The sequence below is a fragment of the Desulfotomaculum copahuensis genome, assembly GCF_001655685.1.
Taxonomy (GTDB): Bacteria; Bacillota; Desulfotomaculia; order Desulfotomaculales; family Desulfovirgulaceae; genus Desulfotomaculum_G; species Desulfotomaculum_G copahuensis.
Genome location: NZ_LYVF01000163.1, coordinates 1 through 17,365, shown reverse-complemented (window position 1 = coordinate 17,365; position 17,365 = coordinate 1). Strand labels below are relative to the sequence as shown.

The following is a 17,365-nucleotide window of genomic DNA, read 5'->3' as shown; positions in this document are numbered from 1 at the left end:
ATTGGATGCAAAGAACGCATCACCAAAGAACTGAAACAAAAGATTCAAGCTGTAAGAGAAAAGCTGAGCCAAAAGGCAAATTCCTTACCTGGGGAAGGAAAAGGGATGATCCGAAAGGTAAAGCATCTCTTCAAGCAACTGGACGGAAAGATTCCCGTTCATAACGGTCTGACCCGTTTTCAGCAGGAATCGTTTTATTCCGCCTGGCACGACTTGAAGCATCTCGCTTTAACGAGTAGGTGACCCCGTTTAGCCGGAGTCGGACAAACCGGTAGGCCGCATCTAACAGATCGCGGGAGGCAAAGCCAATGGCTTTCGCTTGACGGTCAACGCAGGATGGAAACTCTCGTGGTTTCCCAAAAGGCCGTGTCCTGCGCCCGTCAAGTGCCGTTCTCCCGTCCGGGTGGGACTCCCGGGGCCGAGGCCCCCCTGTCGCAATGTTCGTCCCCAGGGGCGGACAAAGCAAATCCGAAAGGAGCGAAAGCCTGGTCATGGGGGTGGCCGGCTGCACAAAAACTAACGCTTGTTAGGTATTGTGAGTTTTATGGAACCAGGTATAAAGAAAGATTTGATTGCCGAAGTTATTTTTACCGGAACGGAGCTTTTGCTGGGTCAAATTTTGAATACCAACGCGCAATATTTGCAGCAAACCCTGGCCGCACTCGGGCTGGATCTTTATTATCAGGTGACCGTGGGTGATAATCAGGAGCGCTGTGCCCGGGCCATTCGCCAGGCGGCCGGACGGGCTGATCTGATTATTATCGGGGGCGGGCTTGGCCCGACTGAAGACGACATCAGCCGGGAAGCGCTGGGAGAGGCATTGGAAATTCCCCTGGTCCGGGACCCGGTTGCCCTGTCAGTCGTGGAGAGGTTTTTTGTCTCACGGGGTATTCCCATGTCCGCGAACAACCTGAAGCAGGCATTGGTGCCACTTAATGGTGTGGTGCTTGATAACCCTGTTGGTACGGCTCCGGGTGTGGCATTGGAACACAAGAACAAGCTGTATTTCTTGCTCCCCGGCCCGCCGGCGGAATTTGCCCGGATGCTCGACGGGCAAGTGGTTCCCTATTTGCGGCGGCGCTTGGCGGATCATTCAGCCATCATCTGCTCACGGGTTTTAAAACTTTGCGGCATTGGTGAATCAACCCTGGATGATAGTTTGAGTGATTTGCTTAAAAGTGCAAACCCCACCCTGGCGCCTTGCGCCAAGGAAGGAGAAATTCATTTGCGCCTTACGGCCAAGGCGCCCAATGAAGCAGTTGCCCGGCAGATGATCGCCGATCTTGAGGCTACCTTACGGCTGCGTCTGGAGCGGTATATCTTCGGTGCCGGTGAAGATACCCTTCCCGGAGTGGTGGGCCGGCTTTTGGACCGGAACGGGTGGCGCGTAGCTCTGGTCGAGGAGTTTACCGGCGGCCTTTTGGCTCATATGTTGTCAACTGATCCTGTGGCCAGGGAAGCATTATCCGGTGGGATGGTTCTAACCGGACAAGCATTAAAAAATAATTTAACCGGCCTGCCGTTAAACATTTTTCCGCCTGCCGGTATTGCTGGCAAGGAAGCGGCCGGGCAAATGGCCACGGCTGTACGGCGTATCTTTACCGGCAGCGACATTGGCATAGCTGTGCTTGAAAATAAAAAGCCGTCCGCTCAACCCGGCGATCAATCGCTGGTTCACATTGCCACGGATTTTGCGGGTACATGCCGGGAGAAGGAATTACTACTCCGGGGTAGCCGTTCCCGGGCCGCCCGGCGCGCTGCTGAAGCCGCCCTGATTCTTTTATGGCGTTCCTGCAAAAATGCAGCTGCACGGGACGGAATTTAAATGCTGCCGGGGCGGGTATGTCGGGGGTAGCTGTTTTTTTATTCCGGAGTATTTTTCAGGGCCGGAAAACCATACTAAACGTGACAGCAAAACCAGGCGAGAGGATGGAGATTAATGTCCGAAGAGCGGTTTTGGGGTTACGAGGGAGAGTATCCGTTTGATCCCGGTTTTGAACCCGGACCGGGTATTGAGCCCGGGCCGGATCCCGGGGGTGAGCCCGGTCCGCTGCCGGGGGAGCAACCGGGGCCGCGGCGGGTGCAGGGAAAGTCTAAAGAAAGTATGGAGGCGCTCAAGGAGCTGGGCACCAACTCGCTGCCGGAGATTAAAAGCAATATTCACTGTTTGACCATCGTCGGCCAGATTGAAGGACACCTGGTATTGCCCCCGCAGAACAAGACCACCAAGTACGAGCATATTATCCCCCAGTTGGTGGCCCTGGAGCAAAGCCCGGAAATAGAGGGCGTGCTGGTGGTGCTGAATACAGTGGGCGGTGATGTCGAGGCCGGCCTGGCCATTGCCGAAATGATCACCAGTCTGTCGAAGCCGACGGTGTCCATCGTCCTGGGCGGCGGGCACAGTATCGGGGTGCCGATTGCCGTGGCTTCGCATTATAGCTTCATTGCCGAAACGGCCAGCATGACCATTCACCCGATCCGGTTGAACGGCCTGGTCATCGGTGTGCCCCAGACCTATGAGTACCTGGACAAGATGCAGGACCGGGTGGTGCGCTTTGTCACCGAACATTCCAAGATCGACGAGGAAGGCTTTCGGGAGTTGATGTTCCGTACCGGTGAACTGGCCCGGGACATTGGCACCGTGCTCATCGGCCGGGAGGCGGTGGAAAAGGGTCTGATTGACGAAGTGGGCGGTGTCGGTCAGGCAGTGACCAGGCTCAAGGCCATGATCGAGGAATATAAGCAAAAGAGCCCGGCTGCGTTTGCCCAGGGTGTTGTGCCGGGTCCGGTCGGCCCTCCCGGCGTGCAGGGAGGGCCGCCGGGGGAAAGTGTGCCGCGACCCGGTGGTATGCCGGTGCAGTAAGCCGGGGTACCCATGATCCATGCCGTGTCCGGCCGGGTAATATGACGGCGTTTCGGTGCAACAAGCCGGAAGGATTGGTGCGGCGGGAGTCTACCGGCGGGAATTCGTGTAGCCGGTGCGATAAGAAAAAGCGACAAGTGTCACGGATATGGGAATGCGCCCCGGTTTTGAATTATAGCTTGGAGGATGCTGTCATTCCATTATTACAGGAAAATCCCGGTTGCCGGGATCAGATTTTTTTGTTCAAATGCCCCGGGAGACAGCAAATCCATCGCGGCGCTCGCCGGACGGTGCGCATTCCACGGGCCGGGTACGGCATCGGGCGACCGGTTGAAAGGAGGACATTGGGTGATTCTCTATACCCCCATGCAATTGGAGTTAGTGCTGGAAGGACTGGATGAAATGAAGCCCCTTTCCACCCGGGAGGTGAGTATTGACGGCGTGCCGGTGCTGATTAACGATACCGGGCCCGGGCAGGCAAAAGTGGTCAGGTTGCTGAGCACCAACCCGAATGATTATCTACGCCCGGATCTGTTCCCCGGGGCGGAAATCAAACTCCAATGCCAGCTGTTGCCAAAAGGGGTCTGACCTCTCCAAAAACAGGCCGAAAGTTGTTTGGAAGGTTAATCCCTTTTGCTCTGGGCATTCCTCCGGCGGTATGCTATAATAAAAAAGTTATGACTAGCCTGCCGGGGGGATTATTTTGACTGTATTTGATGCCATTATCCTGGGTATAGTCCAGGGCGTGGGGGAATTTCTGCCTATTTCCAGTTCCGCCCACCTGGTGCTGGTGCCCTGGTTGATGGGCTGGCGCTATGAGGGGCTGACCTTTGACGTGGCCCTGCACATGGGCACACTGCTGGCCGTGGTGGTCTATTTCTGGCAGGACTGGCTTTTGTTGCTGCATGATGGACTGCTGTGGCGGCGCACTACGGAGGGGCGCCTGTTCTGGTACCTGGTGGTGGCCACCATACCGGGGGCTGCTTTTGGATTCCTGTTTGAAAAGCAGGCGGAGACCATCTTCCGGGATCCTTTGGTGATTGGTGCCATGCTTATGGCTATGGGTGTATTCCTCTATTTGGCCGACACCCGGGCGTCGGCCTACAAGAATTTGCACGAGGTGGGTCTGGGTGACGGCATCTGGATCGGCATTTCCCAGGCGCTGGCCATCATTCCCGGCGTATCCCGCTCGGGTATTACCATGGCTGCCGGGCGCTTGACCGGGATGAAGCGGGAGACGGCGGCGCGTTTTTCTTTCCTGATGTCCACTCCCATTATCCTGGGGGCCGGCCTTTTGCAACTGCGCCACCTGACGCCGGCGGATCTGAACGCCCCCTTTTACACCGGCGTGGCGGTATCGGCTGTGGTGGGCTTTATTTCCATCAAGTTCCTGCTGCAGTATCTGAACCGGCACAGTTTCGGTCTTTTTGTCTGGTACCGCCTGATCCTGGGCGCGGTGGTCATTGCCCTGGCTTTACTGGGACGTTAGTTGATGAGAAGGGATTAACATGACTGGATTCAAACCGGTCAAGACAAAGCGTACATCGGAAAGCATTCTGGAACAGATCAAAAATTTGATTATCGAGGGTCAATTGGTTCCCGGGGACAAGTTGCTCACGGAAAGGGAACTGTCGGAACGCCTGCAGGTAAGCCGCGCCTCGGTGCGGGAGGCGCTCTCCGCTTTGAACCTGGCCGGTATTCTGGAGATCCGGCACGGGGAGGGTATATATGTAAAGCGGCCGGCCGCCAATTCGGTGATCGAGCCGCTGGCTTTTATTTTGCTCCTGGAAAAGGACAAGTTGCAGAATATCCTGGAAGTGCGCAAGGCGCTGGAGGTGGAAGCGGTGGGCCTGGCCTGCGAGCGCCGGGACGAACAGGATCTGAAACGGATCGGTGAGCTGGTGGCGGCCATGGAAGCGGATCTGCCGGAGACCAGAGACGCCGAACGTCTGGATCTGGAGTTTCACCTGGCGCTGGCTCAGGCCGGCAAAAACCCACTGCTCATCCGGCTGATGAATACCATGCAGGAAATCATGGGCCAGACGCTGCGGGTGACCCGCGCTTTGTGGATGTCGGCCACCGCCGGTACCGCCCGGCGTCTTTTCGAGGAACACCGGGACATTTTCCGGGCAGTGACCGGCCGGGACAAGGAAAAGGCCCGGGATATCATGTACAAGCACCTATGGAAAGTGGAGGTGGAACTGGCCCGCCTGCATCGGATGCGCAAAGAGCGGGAGGCCGGGGAAGGATGCTGATTTATGCGGATATGAAAGGTGGATTATGTCTTTAATAAATTGACTGAGCTTGAAGCAAAAATATATGCCCAGGTAAAGGCCATCAGGGAACTTAAGCATAGAAATCAGGAAACTGTTGCGTAATCGATTCCAGGGGAAACTATTGCGATTAAATGTCCCGGTTTTATAAGAGCTTTTGATGAAAATGACCCACGTGCGGCGGGTCTTTTTTTCGTGAAGAGTTTTTCACCGGACAGAAGGAAATCTAAAAAAGATCACGAATATTCTAGGTGGTCAGACCACCAGGTGACATATAGTCATAATAAAACTTTTTCCCAATCAGAAAAACAACTCTAAATGTCTGGAGGGATGGGATAATGAGAATAGCCGTGCTGATCAAGCAGGTGCCCGGTACGGACAATGTAAAAATGGACCCGGAAACCGGCGTGATGATCCGCACCAATAAAGGGAACATCATCAATCCCCTGGATGAGAACGCCCTGGAAGAAGCCCTGCGCATCAAGCGATCGCGGGAAGATGTGCAGGTGCTGGCTGTGAGTATGGGTCCGGAATCGGCCATGAAGGCGATCAAGGAAGCCGTGGCCATGGGCGCGGACGGGGGCGTGCTGCTGTCCGGGCGGGCCTTTGCCGGTTCGGACACTATTGCCACCGCCCGGGCACTGGCGGCGGCCATAAGCAAGCTGGGTGACGTAAACCTGGTGCTTTGCGGCGAACGGGCCACCGACGGCGAGACGGGCCAGACCGGTCCGATGATTGCCGCCACTCTGGGTATACCGGTGCAGACTTACGTGCAACGCCTGGAAGTGGCGGATGACGCCGTGAAGGTGGAGCGCGTCGTGGAGGGCGGCTTTGAACAGGTAAAAGTACAACTGCCCGCACTGATTACAGTGGTCAAGGGGATCAACGAACCGGGTTTCCCTACCCTGACCGGTAAAGTGCGGGCGCGTGACGCGGTGGTACCGGTGTGGGGGGCGGATGATTTGGGCCTGTCCCCGGAAGAGTTGGGTTTAAAGGGCTCCCCTACCCGGGTGGTGAAGATCTTCAGTCCGAAACTGTCCCGGAGTACGCTTTTACACCGTCAGGACAACACCGGACGGGCCGTAAACGAGTTGCTCAAGTTCCTGGCTGACCGGGACATTGTCTAAGAGTATGACGCGGTTGGCCTTCCATTCGGGATGGTGCTTGAAGCGGACGGGCCGGCTATAAGTATATAAAAGGATAACCGCCTGTGGTGGTAAATATTTTCAGGTGTTGAACCGCTTTCCACAGATTCCGGGTAGAAGCCATTAAGGGGGAGTAACCGTATGGACATACAGAATTACAAAGGAGTTATGGTTTTAGGCGAACAAAAGGACGGGCACATCCGGCCGGTTACCTTTGAACTGCTGAACCGCGGCCGCGACCTGGCCGATAAGCTGGGCGTGGAGTTGTCCTGTTCCATTTTGGGCAATGAAATAGAAGATTTGACAGAAATCATTTACCGCGGAGCGGACAAGGTGTTCCACGTGGCCGGGCCGGCGCTGGCCGGTTTCCTGCCCGGTCCCTACGCCCGCGCCCTGGTGCGTCTGGTGCAGGAGGAAAGGCCGGAAATCTTCATTGCCGCCGCCACCACCACCGGCCGTACGGTGATGCCTTTGGTGGCCGCCGGGCTGAAAACGGGCTTGACTGCCGACTGCACACTGCTGGATATTGACGATAAAGAAAAAATCCTGCTTCAGACCCGCCCGGCCATCGGCGGCAACATCATGGCCACCATCAAGACGCCGTTCACCCGGCCGCAGATGGCCACCGTACGTCCCCGCTCGGCGCGTCCCGCGCACCGGGACGAATCGCGCACCGGCCTGATCAGTGTGAAGAACTACGGCGACAGTCCGGTTTCGGCGGTGGAGCGCTTCCTGGCCTACGTGCCCGATGCCACCCAGGAAGTGAGCATTGAGGATGCCGACATCATCGTGGCCGGCGGCAAAGGGTTGAAAACCAGGGACGGTTTCAAGCTGGTGGAGGAACTGGCCCGGTTGCTGGGCGCCGGCGTAGGCGCCAGCCGCGACGTGGTAGACCTGGGCTGGGCTTCCTACCCGCACCAGATTGGCTTGAGCGGAAAGACTGTTTCCCCCAAACTTTATATTGCCGTGGGCATTTCCGGCAAAGTGCAGCACCTGGCCGGCATGCAGACCTCGGAAACCATCGTGGCCATCAACAGGGACCCCGAGGCGCAGATCTTCCAGGTGGCCGATTTCGGCATCGTGGGGGATGCCTTTGAAGTGCTGCCGGAACTGATGGGAGCGTTAAAAAATGCGCCGGGCCGGCGCCTGAGGGAAGGGAGTGAAGACAATGCGTTATAATCCTGTAAACGGCAAAATAATTGACGAATTAAAAACTATCGTGGGCGAAACCAACGTGGTGCTGGATCCGGAAAAGCTGGCAGTTTACGGCCGGGATGAAGTGTCGGAAGCAGACTGGCAGCATAGGCCCGAAGTGGTGGTCAAACCGGAGAGCGCGGAGCAGATTGCGGCGATCATGAAACTGGCCAACCGGGAAATGGTCCCGGTCACTCCGCGCGGGGCGGGCACCGGGCTTTCCGCCGGCGCCGTGCCCATGCTGGGCGGCATCGTACTCTCAGTGGAGCGGATGAACAAAATCCTGGAACTGGACAGGGAGAACCTGTTCATGGTGGTTGAACCCGGCGTGACCACCGGGGAGGTGCAGAAAACGGCCCGGGAGGCCGGTTATCTTTACGCCGGTGACCCTTGCAGCGCGGACAGTTCTTTCATCGGCGGCAACGTGGCGGAAAATGCCGGCGGCAACAAGGCCGTCAAGTACGGTACCACTTCCCGGCACGTTTACGGTATGGAGGTGGTACTGCCCACCGGGGAGATTACCACCCTGGGCGGTAAATGTGTAAAGGATGTCACCGGGTATGATCTGGTCCATCTGATGACCGGTTCCGAGGGTACACTGGGCATTGTGACCAAAGTATTCCTCAAACTGCTGCCCTTACCCCAGTATGTGGCCGACCTGCTGGTGCCCTTTGACGATATGCAGAAAGCAATCAATATTGTCCCCGTCATTATGACCCACGGCGGGATCATTCCGACCAGTGTGGAGTTCATGGACAGCCTGTCCATCAAGGCGGCGGAGATGTACCTGAACCAGAAGCTGCCCTATAGCGACGCGGCCGCTTACGTGATTATCGAAGTGGACGGTTCTTCCGAACGGCAGGTGGAGGAGGATTACGAAACGATCGGCAATCTGTGCCTGAAAAACGGCGGCCTGGAGGTATTCGTAGCCGACAACAAATCAACGCAGGATCGCATCTGGAAGGCGCGTAAATGCTATGCCGAGGCATTGCGGGTGATCAGCCCGGTCTACTGCATGGAGGACATTGTGGTGCCCACCAACCGCATTCCGCAGGCGCTGGAAGAAATCAACCGCATTGCCGCAAAATACGCGGTCAAGATTCCCTGCGCCGGGCACGCCGGCGATGGTAACATCCACGCCACCCTGCTGCGGGAAAACCGGGACGAACAGACCTGGCACGAGGTGAAGGAAAAGGTGCTCGATGAGATGTACCGGGCCGTTTACGCCCTGGGCGGCAACCTGTCCGGCGAGCACGGCATCGGCGCCAAGCGCAAGGAAGCCCTGGCCCGCTTTATGGACCCGGTGCAGTTGAACATGATCCGCAGCATCAAGAAGGCGCTGGACCCCAATTTAATCTTGAACCCGGGCAAGATAGTGGACGTGGAGTAGGAAGGGGTCACATCAGCATCCGGCCCGGCGGGCCGCGGTATGACGACCCGCCACCCGGGTGTCCTGCTGCATTGCAGGTTGAGTTGTGGAAAAATTGGTTTGATTTTGTGAGCAGGAAAATTTCATTATCTTCGCGAAAATATAATAATATGGTGGTCAGACCACCAGATAACGATCAATTCTCTTTGTTTTATGGAAAGATGATCGAAACCTGAAAAACCGGTTAACCGGCAGGATACCCATTTGCAGCAAGAAAGGGGTGCAACGGTTAAAGCATCACGACTTGCGGTACCGGCAGATTTTCCGGATCCGGGCAGGAAAAATGAGTTTGAGGAGGTATTTTGAAAATGCACTGGACACAGGTTTATGCGCCCATCGGCGGCAGCGCATGCAGCAGGGACGGAAGTGTCGGCAACTGCAGAAGATGCGGCGGTCAAACCGGAGGGTGGCATTCTGGTGGCCTGGCTGCCCTATGTGGTGCTGGCCCTGACGATTGTGGTCTGGACACTCAAACCGGTCAAGGCTGCCTTTGCCCATTTTATCATCCCGGTGCATTGGCCCGGTCTGGATAATGTGGTTATGAAGGTGGCGCCTATTGTAGCCAAACCAACCGCCTTTGCCGCCGTCTGGAACTGGGATTACCTGCCGGCAACCGGTACAGCCATTTTGGTTGCCGCATTCATCAGTATGTTCATTATCCGCATGCCGTTCGGCACCTGGCTTGAAACCTTGTGGGAAACCATTTGTGAACTGCGCTATGCCCTGCTTACCATTGCCCTGGTGGTGGCCTTCGGCCAGTTGGTCAACTATTCCGGGATGAGTGCTTCCATGGCGCTGGCTTTCGCCAGGATGGGCCGGGCATTCCCCTTTGTAGCCCCAATCCTGGGTTGGATCGGCGTATTCCTGACCGGCAGCGACACTTCATCCAACCTGCTCTTTGGCGGGTTGCAGAAAATCACGGCCGAGCAGTTGTACCTCAATCCCGTATTAACCATTGCGGCCAACTCGTCCGGCGGGGTGATGGGCAAGATGATTTCGCCCCAGTCCATTTCCGTGGGCACCAGCGCCACCGGGCTGGTGGGGCAGGAAGGCACCCTCTACCGTTTTACTTTGAAACACAGCCTTTTCTTCCTGTTGATCATCTGTATCATCACCTATTTACAGGCTTACGTCTTTCCGGGGATGATCCCTTGAACCGCGTCGTAGCTTCTATACTGTATAAAAAGCTGCGCTTTTGGGGGCGCTTTCGCCAGTCTGCAGTTGCATAGGTAGCGATGGTTATATATCTTCAAACGATGGACCGCTCTTGCCTTGATACCAAGCCCCGGCAAATACCGGGAAGGGGGAGTCCCCTTCGGATAAAACCGGGAACCGACGGCTGGAAATCCCCGTTATATGGGTATATAATCAAAATGATGCCACTTTCCTGTGTTCCGGCGTATACCGGAGGGACATTCCCTTTGTTGATCCCTTCGTTAAACGCTTCAACCATTCTTGACGACTCCGGCTTTTTACCTGGACGGCCCGCCGGCCGTCCAGGCCACAGAAAGGACTGATTGCCCGTGGCTACAAGCAATAATGCAAACCCGGCTTCCGGCCGGGACATGGCAGCAATGTACGAGTCTTTCGTCACCAAGGCCCGGGCCCTGGGTACGGAAGTATACCGCGTCGATGATCCGGCGGCGGCCAAACAGTTGATTGAAAAACTGATCCGGGAGGCGGGGGCGAAAAAGGTGGCTCTGGTCCCCGCGCCCCTGCTGGATGCCCTGGATATGGAGAAGGTGGTATCCGCAGCCAGGGCGGAGTTGCTGACGGCAGGCAGTGTCCGGAAACGGGCGGATGAAGCGGACCTGGGCATCACTACTTTCGACCTGGCCATTGCTGAAACGGGCACACTGGTTCAGGACGCTACCGCCCTGGACCGGCGACTGGTTTCCATGCTTCCCCCGGTGCACCTGGCCGTGATGCCGCTTGACGGCCTGACGGCCACCTTCCGCCAGGCCATAGCAAACCTAGCGGCGGGGGAGATTCCCGGTTACCTGGCCTTTGTGTCCGGTCCTAGCCGCACCGCCGACATCGAGCGGGTGCTCACCATCGGTGTGCACGGCCCGGGCCGGCTAATTGTCGTCTTTATTGATGAACAAGAAGGGAGGGGTTCCCGGTGAGCGCAAAGGATTTGCGGCAGAAGAGCCGGGAGGCCCTGGCCAATGAAAACCTGGGCTGCGCCCTGGGGCGTTTTTCCGACAGTTATGTGGTTTCGCGGGAGGAAATTTACCGGGGCATGGATTTCCAGGCCCTGCGGGAAGAAGTAGCCGGTATCAAAAGTGGCGCCGCCTTGCACATGGAGGAACTGGCCGCCCGGTTCCAGGCAGCGGCTGAAAAACGCGGGGCCAAAGTTTTCCGGGCGGCCACCGCGCAGGTCGCCCGGGAGTATATCGCCCGGCTGGCCAAAGAACGGGGCGTGGAATTGATCGTTAAATCCAAGTCCATGGCCAGCGAGGAAATGCACTTGAACGACTATCTGCAGGAACAGGGGCTGAATGTGGCCGAGACAGACCTGGGTGAATGGATCATCCAGCTTTCCTGCCAGAAGCCCTCCCACATGGTCATGCCGGCCATTCATCTGAGCAAGGAGGAAGTGGCCGCTATCTTCAGCAAGGAAATGGGCCGGGAGGTGGAACCGGACATCCCGGATATGGTTAAGCTGGCCCGGCAAGAGCTGCGCAAGAAATTTCTTGCCGCCGGCATGGGCATTTCCGGCGGTAACATTGCCGTGGCTGAAACCGGCACGGTGGTCATGGTGACCAATGAGGGCAACGGACGGCTGACCACCAGCCTGCCGCCGCTGCATGTGATCATCGTCGGCCTGGAAAAATTGGTGCCCCGCTTTACGGATGTGGCGCCCATTCTGGAGGTGCTGCCCCGCAGCGCCACCGCCCAGCATATTACGAGTTATGTGACCATGATCACCGGTCCGGTGCCCGCCGAGGGGCTGGACGGCAGGGAATATCCAAAGAAGGAACTGCACATCGTACTGCTGGACAACGGCCGCACACGCATGGCCGCCGACCCCGTCTTCCGGGAAGCGCTGCAATGTGTGCGCTGCGCCGCCTGCCTGAACGTCTGCCCGGTCTATCAACTGGTCGGCGGGCTGTTTGGCGATGTCTACACCGGCGGCATCGGCGCCGTGCTCACCGCTTTCTTTACCAATCCGGAAAAGGCCGGGGAAATCCAGAATCTGTGCCTGCGCTGCGAGCGTTGCCGGGACTTCTGCTCGGGCAACATCGACCTGCCCGGCCTGATTGGCGAACTGCGCCGGCGCACCGTACAGAAAGAGGGCATGTCCGCCGGGCAGAGGTTGATCTTCGAAAAGGTGTTGGCCGACCGGCGTTTGTTCCACAGCCTGCTGCGCCTGGCCGCCAAAGCCCAGAAGCCCTTCGCGCGGGGCGGACGGATCCGTCACCTGCCCCTGTTCTTTGCCGGCCTGACCGAAGGCCGGGTGCTGCCGGCCATTGCTGACAGGCCCTTCCGGGATCTGGCGGACAGCCTGCCCGGACCGCAATCCGCCGGTGCGGCCGCAGATGAGCGGGCGGAGGCTGCGTCCGGGGTGCGGACCGCCGGCATGTCCGTAGGTGGCCGGGTAGCGGCTGCACCCGGGGGGCGGGCTGCCGGCGTGCCCGCCGCAGGTGGCCGGGCGGGGGCGGCGACGGGGGGGCAGGCTTCCGGCGCGGCCGCAGACGAACGGGCGGGGGTTGCGTCCGTTTCTGCGCTTCGTCCGGCTGCGCCACGGCAGAAGGTGGGCTTCTTCAGCGGCTGCCTGATCGACTTCGTCTATCCACAAACGGGCGTGGCTGTACAGAAAGTGCTCACCGCCCTGGGCATGGAAATGGTTACCCCGGCGGCTCAAAGCTGCTGCGGCTATCCCGCCCAACAGGTGGGCCTGCCCGACGTGGCGGCCAAACTGGCCCGGCAAAACATCGCCGCCTTCGAAGCGGCCGGGGTGGATAAAATCGTCACCGCCTGCCCCACCTGCGCCGAAGCGTTGAAATCCCTCTACCCGCAACTGCTGGCGGGGGAAAAGGAATGGAGTGCCCGGGCGCAGGCAATGGCGGATAAAGTGCAGGATTTCTCTTCTTTTGTGCATGAGCACAGGGACGAACTGCCACTGAATCCGCAGGAGCAGACATTCACCTACCATGACTCCTGCCACCTCAAACGCCGTCTGGGCGTGACCGCCCAACCGCGGGAACTGCTCGCCGCCGCCGGCGGGACGATCGTGGAAATGAGCCCCGCAGACATCTGTTGCGGCTTCGGCGGTTCCTACTCGATCAAGTTCCCGGAAATCTCGCAGGCCGTGCTGGGGCGCAAACTGCAGGCCGTAACGGGTACCGGGGCGTCCGTGGTGGCAGTGGACTGCCCGGGCTGCCGCCTGCAAATCGCCGGCGGCCTGGCCCACCGGGGCAGCCCGGTGGAGGTGCGCCACACGGCGGAAATCCTGGCGGAGAGGCTGAAGAAGTAGTGTAGAGATAACTGGTAGACACCAGACACTGAAAGTTACCAGAAGGGAGCTGTTCCCTTCCGAAGTTCGTCCTGTTAGAGCCCGCCGGTTGGCACGTACCGGTGGGTCTTACCTTTTATGCTCACAACGGCGGGATGCTCGGGGCTGTACATCCGGCTCAAGAAAAAGAACAGGAAGGGTAATGCGAAAGGGAAGGTCCCTTCAGGCGCGCCGGGATTGAAAACAGCACAAATTTGATGTAAGCTAAAACCGGGATAGAAAAACCGGCATTAACGTAATCCTAAAGAGCCGGATATGTTTGGTTGGTATTTCTTACAGGATGCCACCCGTAAAGAAGGTATATAAGGTGAGTCAAAAAAGAAATTGTTTGCCAAAAACGACCCTTTCTTGTTGGCGTAAATATACCTCCGAAGGCGTGTTAGACGGGTGCAATTTACCGGAAGCAATCGTGGAATCGTGGGAAAGGTGCGCCCGTGAGAAGGTCAATCCGGCGGACGGTTGTTCCCGTCTCATTTTGGAGCAACGTCAGCTTCAGGATTTGCAGGAAGAAAACCGCCAGCTGATCACCATTGCCAGGCCTTTTATGCAAAAAATTTACCGGTTTGTTGCCGGATCCCGGTTTATTGTCGTATTGACCGACGGCCGGGGTTGTGTGATGGAAAGATTCGGGGATGCCGGCGTACTTGACGAAGCTGCCGCCATCAATTTCGTTCCCGGCGCCTGTTGGTCGGAAGAGCAGGTGGGCACCAATGCCATGGGCACTGCTTTAAAAGTGGGGAAACCGGTTCAGGTGGCCGGTCCCGAACATTTTTGTCTGAAGCACCACCCCTGGACCTGTTCGGCGGCGCCTATTTTCGACCAGCAGGGCCGTGTGACTGGTACGCTGGATCTCTCCGGACCGGTCGAAGCTACGCATCAGCATACCCTGGGTATGGTGGTGGCTGCCGCTGAAGCTATAGCCATGCAGATGCACACCTGGCAGCTCAATAACGAACTGACAGTTTTGAATAAGCATTTAATCAATATATTTCACGGCATAACAGATGGCGTGCTGATTATTAACCGGCTGGGCAAAATTATCGATCTTAATCCAGCCGGGGAACGCATGCTGGGTAAGCGTTTGGAGGAGATGGCCGGCCGCCCGGTGCAGTCTTTCTTTGGCTGCGAAAGGGGTGGTCAGGCGCTGCAGCATTTATCCGGTGAAGAAGAACTGGTTTTTCACCACGGACGATTGCCGCAATATTTTCGGGCATTGGGCGAACCTGTTACCGATGTCCGGGGCAAATTGCTGGGAACAATAATTATTTTGCGCCCCGTTGGTGGAAAGGTACAAATACTCAAGCCGGCGGTAGAAAGAAACAAGCCCTTTACATTTGAAGCCATCACCGGTAAAAGCAAGGCGATCCGGAAAACTCTCGCTCAGGCTTCCCTGGTGGCCGCCACTGCGGCCAATGTATTACTGCTGGGGGAAACCGGTACCGGCAAGGAGCTTCTTGCCCGCGCCATACACAACCACAGCCGGCGCCGGGGCGACCCTTTTGTAGCCGTAAATTGCGGGGCGATACCACGGGAGTTGGCGGGCAGCGAGTTATTCGGCTACGAGGGCGGTGCTTTTACCGGGGCCAGGCGCGACGGTCAGCCGGGAAAATTTGAATTGGCTTCCGGAGGAACAATCTTTTTAGATGAAATTGGCGAAATGCCTTTGGAGCAGCAGGTCGTTCTCTTGCGGATATTGGAAGAAAAAATGGTTACCAGGGTGGGTGGAATCAGGGCCATTCCGGTGGATGTACGCGTAATCTGCGCCACTAATAAAAATTTACTTGAGGAAGTGGAAAAAGGGGCCTTCCGCCGGGATCTTTACTACCGTTTAAACGTAATTTCCATTGTCATTCCACCCCTGCGCGACCGGCCGGGGGACATAATGCTTCTTTTTGAACACTTCCTGGCGGCCAAAGGGCGGGAACTACAGGTGACATTTAAAGTGGCGCCGGAGATCAAAGAATACCTGCAAAAATATGATTGGCCCGGCAATGTACGGGAACTGCAAAACGTAGTGGAAAGAATGACCACTCTGGCGACGGGCGGAGCTATTGGTACAGCCCATCTGCCGGCGGAAATATACAATTATCTCCGATCGGCGGTTTGCCGTCCGGTATCCGAAGCTGCCTTAAACCGGCGGCAAAGAAAAGAAGAAGCGGCGGAGCAAGAAAAACGGAAAATTTTACTGACCCTGAACAAGAACGGAGGTAATGTCAGCCGTACCGCCGGTGAGCTGTCTTTTTCCCGCAGCACGCTTTACCGTAAAATGCGCCGGTATGGTATTACCAATTAGTCAAAAACAACCGGTAAAGATGGGGGGCTTCGGGGGAAATGTTTACTGTTCACCATTTTTATGACCGGAATGTTTAACCTGACACACGAATGATACACTTGTGCCGGCATCCGGGGGCGGCACGGGGCGATGGAGAGGGACAAGAAACCGCTTTAACAAAGCGGTTTCTCTTTTATTTTACCGCTGGCATGTTATTTGCTCTTACTGCTCTTGCGGGTGTACGGAAGTTCAAATGAGGCCGTACCAAATCCTATTATGAAGGGAGACAGCAATATGAAAAGCTATCAAATGTTTATCGATGGTGAATTTGTTCACTCCGGCTCCGGCAAGACACTCACTGTAATCAATCCTGCCACCGGGGAGGTTATTTCCGAAATCCCGGCCGGAACAGCCGGCGATGTGGATGCAGCCGTTGCCGCGGCCGGAAAGGCGCAGCGCTCCTGGGCCAAACTGGCGGCCATCGAACGGGCGCATTACCTGCGGGAAATCGCTCAGGGAGTACGTGAAAACGCCGAATCGCTGGCCAGAACAATTGCGGAAGAACAGGGCAAGATTTTGCCGCTGGCCTGGGTGGAAGTGAATTTTACCGCTGATTACATCGATTACATGGCGGAATTTGCCCGCCGCTACGAAGGTGAAATTATTCAAAGCGACCGGCCCAATGAAAACATCTTTTTATTTAAAGCGCCCATTGGAGTGGTGGCCGGCATTTTACCCTGGAACTTCCCCTTCTTCCTGATCGCCCGCAAAATGGCGCCTGCCCTGGTCACCGGCAATACCATTGTGATCAAACCCAGTACGGAAACGCCGAACAATGCTTTTGCCTTCGCCGAAATTGTGGCGGAAAGCTCTTTGCCCAAAGGGGTATTCAACCTGGTTTCCGGCAAAGGGTCAGAGGTGGGAAACGCTCTGGCGGGACACCCCGGAATTGGCATGGTCAGTTTTACCGGCAGCGTTGAATCCGGTGTGGCCATTATGCAGGCAGCGGCGCAAAATGTCACCCGGGTTTCGCTGGAATTGGGCGGCAAGGCCCCGGCCATTGTTATGCCTGATGCCGATCTGGATCTAGCCGTAAAGGCGATTAAAGATTCACGGGTGATTAATACCGGTCAGGTTTGTAACTGTGCGGAGAGGGTATATGTGCACGAAGCGGTTGCCGGCAAGTTCATTGATAAAATGATTGCCGCCATGAAGGAAACCAGATACGGCGACCCGTTGACAGAAGAGGATATTGACATGGGTCCATTGATCAGCAAAGAACAGCAAGAAAAAGTGGATGCCGCGGTGAAACAGGCTGTCAGCGACGGGGCGGAACTGGTGCTGGGCGGCAAATGCGCTGAACGCAAGCCGGGGTTTTACTATGAACCGACTGTGCTGATCAACTGCCGGCAGGATACGGATATCATGCAGAAAGAGATCTTCGGCCCGGTACTGCCCATTGCTACATTTAAGACCTTGGACGAAGCGATTGAAATGGCCAATGACTCCCAATACGGACTCACCTCGTCCATTTACACTCAAAACCTTGATGTGGCCATGCGTGCCTGCAACGAGCTAAAATTTGGTGAAACCTACATCAACCGGGAAAACTTTGAAGCCATGCAGGGGTTCCATTCCGGTTGGCGGCGTTCTATAATGGACCCATAAAT

General features: G+C 56.8%; 13 protein-coding genes and 1 pseudogene. All 14 read left to right on the top strand.

Annotated features, from left to right (window positions below; translation table 11 throughout):
* Positions 1 to 243, top strand: a pseudogene (locus A6M21_RS10190) (IS200/IS605 family accessory protein TnpB-related protein); the annotation flags it as partial.
* 301 nt (positions 244 to 544) lie between these two features.
* Entirely contained in the window at positions 545 to 1,825 is a 1,281-nt protein-coding gene (locus tag A6M21_RS10185; RefSeq protein WP_151191894.1) for a CinA family nicotinamide mononucleotide deamidase-related protein, read from the top strand.
* Positions 1,826 to 1,939: 114 nt separating this feature from the next.
* Positions 1,940 to 2,863: a ClpP family protease gene (locus A6M21_RS10180; RefSeq protein WP_078060568.1), complete on the top strand. Its 924-nt coding sequence runs from the start codon at positions 1,940 to 1,942 to the stop codon at positions 2,861 to 2,863.
* Positions 2,864 to 3,211: 348 nt separating this feature from the next.
* On the top strand, positions 3,212 to 3,451 hold the full coding sequence (locus A6M21_RS10175; protein WP_066668431.1) for a YlzJ-like family protein: 240 nt from the start codon (positions 3,212 to 3,214) through the stop codon (positions 3,449 to 3,451).
* A 115-nt stretch (positions 3,452 to 3,566) separates the two neighbouring features.
* A complete protein-coding gene (gene uppP / locus A6M21_RS10170) occupies positions 3,567 to 4,352 on the top strand; it encodes an undecaprenyl-diphosphatase UppP (protein ID WP_066668427.1) in 786 nt (261 codons plus the stop codon).
* Positions 4,353 to 4,371: 19 nt separating this feature from the next.
* The gene (locus A6M21_RS10165) at positions 4,372 to 5,118 is read left to right on the top strand and encodes a FadR/GntR family transcriptional regulator (protein WP_066668425.1); all 747 of its coding nucleotides are present in this window, start codon (positions 4,372 to 4,374) and stop codon (positions 5,116 to 5,118) included.
* A 356-nt stretch (positions 5,119 to 5,474) separates the two neighbouring features.
* On the top strand, positions 5,475 to 6,263 hold the full coding sequence (locus tag A6M21_RS10160; protein WP_066668423.1) for an electron transfer flavoprotein subunit beta/FixA family protein: 789 nt from the start codon (positions 5,475 to 5,477) through the stop codon (positions 6,261 to 6,263).
* Positions 6,264 to 6,422: 159 nt separating this feature from the next.
* On the top strand, positions 6,423 to 7,460 hold the full coding sequence (locus A6M21_RS10155) for an electron transfer flavoprotein subunit alpha/FixB family protein (RefSeq protein WP_066668421.1): 1,038 nt from the start codon (positions 6,423 to 6,425) through the stop codon (positions 7,458 to 7,460).
* Positions 7,450 to 8,865, top strand: coding sequence for an FAD-binding oxidoreductase (locus A6M21_RS10150; RefSeq protein WP_066668419.1), 1,416 nt, complete (start codon positions 7,450 to 7,452; stop codon positions 8,863 to 8,865). The genes A6M21_RS10155 and A6M21_RS10150 overlap by 11 nt, the downstream gene beginning before the upstream one ends.
* 366 nt (positions 8,866 to 9,231) lie before the next feature.
* The gene (locus A6M21_RS10145; protein WP_078060567.1) at positions 9,232 to 10,059 is read left to right on the top strand and encodes an L-lactate permease; all 828 of its coding nucleotides are present in this window, start codon (positions 9,232 to 9,234) and stop codon (positions 10,057 to 10,059) included.
* A 368-nt stretch (positions 10,060 to 10,427) separates the two neighbouring features.
* Positions 10,428 to 11,030, top strand: a complete 603-nt coding sequence (locus A6M21_RS10140; RefSeq protein ID WP_242868821.1) for a LutC/YkgG family protein — start codon at positions 10,428 to 10,430, stop codon at positions 11,028 to 11,030.
* Positions 11,027 to 13,384 (top strand): LUD domain-containing protein, encoded by a 2,358-nt coding sequence (locus tag A6M21_RS19125; RefSeq protein WP_078060566.1) that lies wholly within the window; start codon positions 11,027 to 11,029, stop codon positions 13,382 to 13,384. The genes A6M21_RS10140 and A6M21_RS19125 overlap by 4 nt, the downstream gene beginning before the upstream one ends.
* Positions 13,385 to 13,799: 415 nt before the next feature.
* Complete coding sequence (locus tag A6M21_RS10130; protein ID WP_242868820.1) at positions 13,800 to 15,716, top strand: sigma-54-dependent Fis family transcriptional regulator; 1,917 nt, start codon at positions 13,800 to 13,802, stop codon at positions 15,714 to 15,716.
* A 273-nt stretch (positions 15,717 to 15,989) separates the two neighbouring features.
* Entirely contained in the window at positions 15,990 to 17,363 is a 1,374-nt protein-coding gene (aldA, locus tag A6M21_RS10125; RefSeq protein WP_078060564.1) for an aldehyde dehydrogenase, read from the top strand.
* Positions 17,364 to 17,365: the final 2 nt, after the last annotated feature.

What these genes read in the sequence shown, in the direction of transcription:
- A6M21_RS10185 (WP_151191894.1), top strand. Translation starts at nt 545, where the DNA reads ATGGAACCAGGTATAAAGAAAGATTTGATTGCCGAAGTTATTTTTACC.
- A6M21_RS10180 (WP_078060568.1), top strand. Translation starts at nt 1,940, where the DNA reads ATGTCCGAAGAGCGGTTTTGGGGTTACGAGGGAGAGTATCCGTTTGAT.
- A6M21_RS10165 (WP_066668425.1), top strand. Translation starts at nt 4,372, where the DNA reads ATGACTGGATTCAAACCGGTCAAGACAAAGCGTACATCGGAAAGCATT.
- A6M21_RS10160 (WP_066668423.1), top strand. Translation starts at nt 5,475, where the DNA reads ATGAGAATAGCCGTGCTGATCAAGCAGGTGCCCGGTACGGACAATGTA.
- A6M21_RS10155 (WP_066668421.1), top strand. Translation starts at nt 6,423, where the DNA reads ATGGACATACAGAATTACAAAGGAGTTATGGTTTTAGGCGAACAAAAG.
- A6M21_RS10150 (WP_066668419.1), top strand. Translation starts at nt 7,450, where the DNA reads ATGCGTTATAATCCTGTAAACGGCAAAATAATTGACGAATTAAAAACT.
- A6M21_RS10145 (WP_078060567.1), top strand. Translation starts at nt 9,232, where the DNA reads ATGCGCCCATCGGCGGCAGCGCATGCAGCAGGGACGGAAGTGTCGGCA.
- aldA (WP_078060564.1), top strand. Translation starts at nt 15,990, where the DNA reads ATGAAAAGCTATCAAATGTTTATCGATGGTGAATTTGTTCACTCCGGC.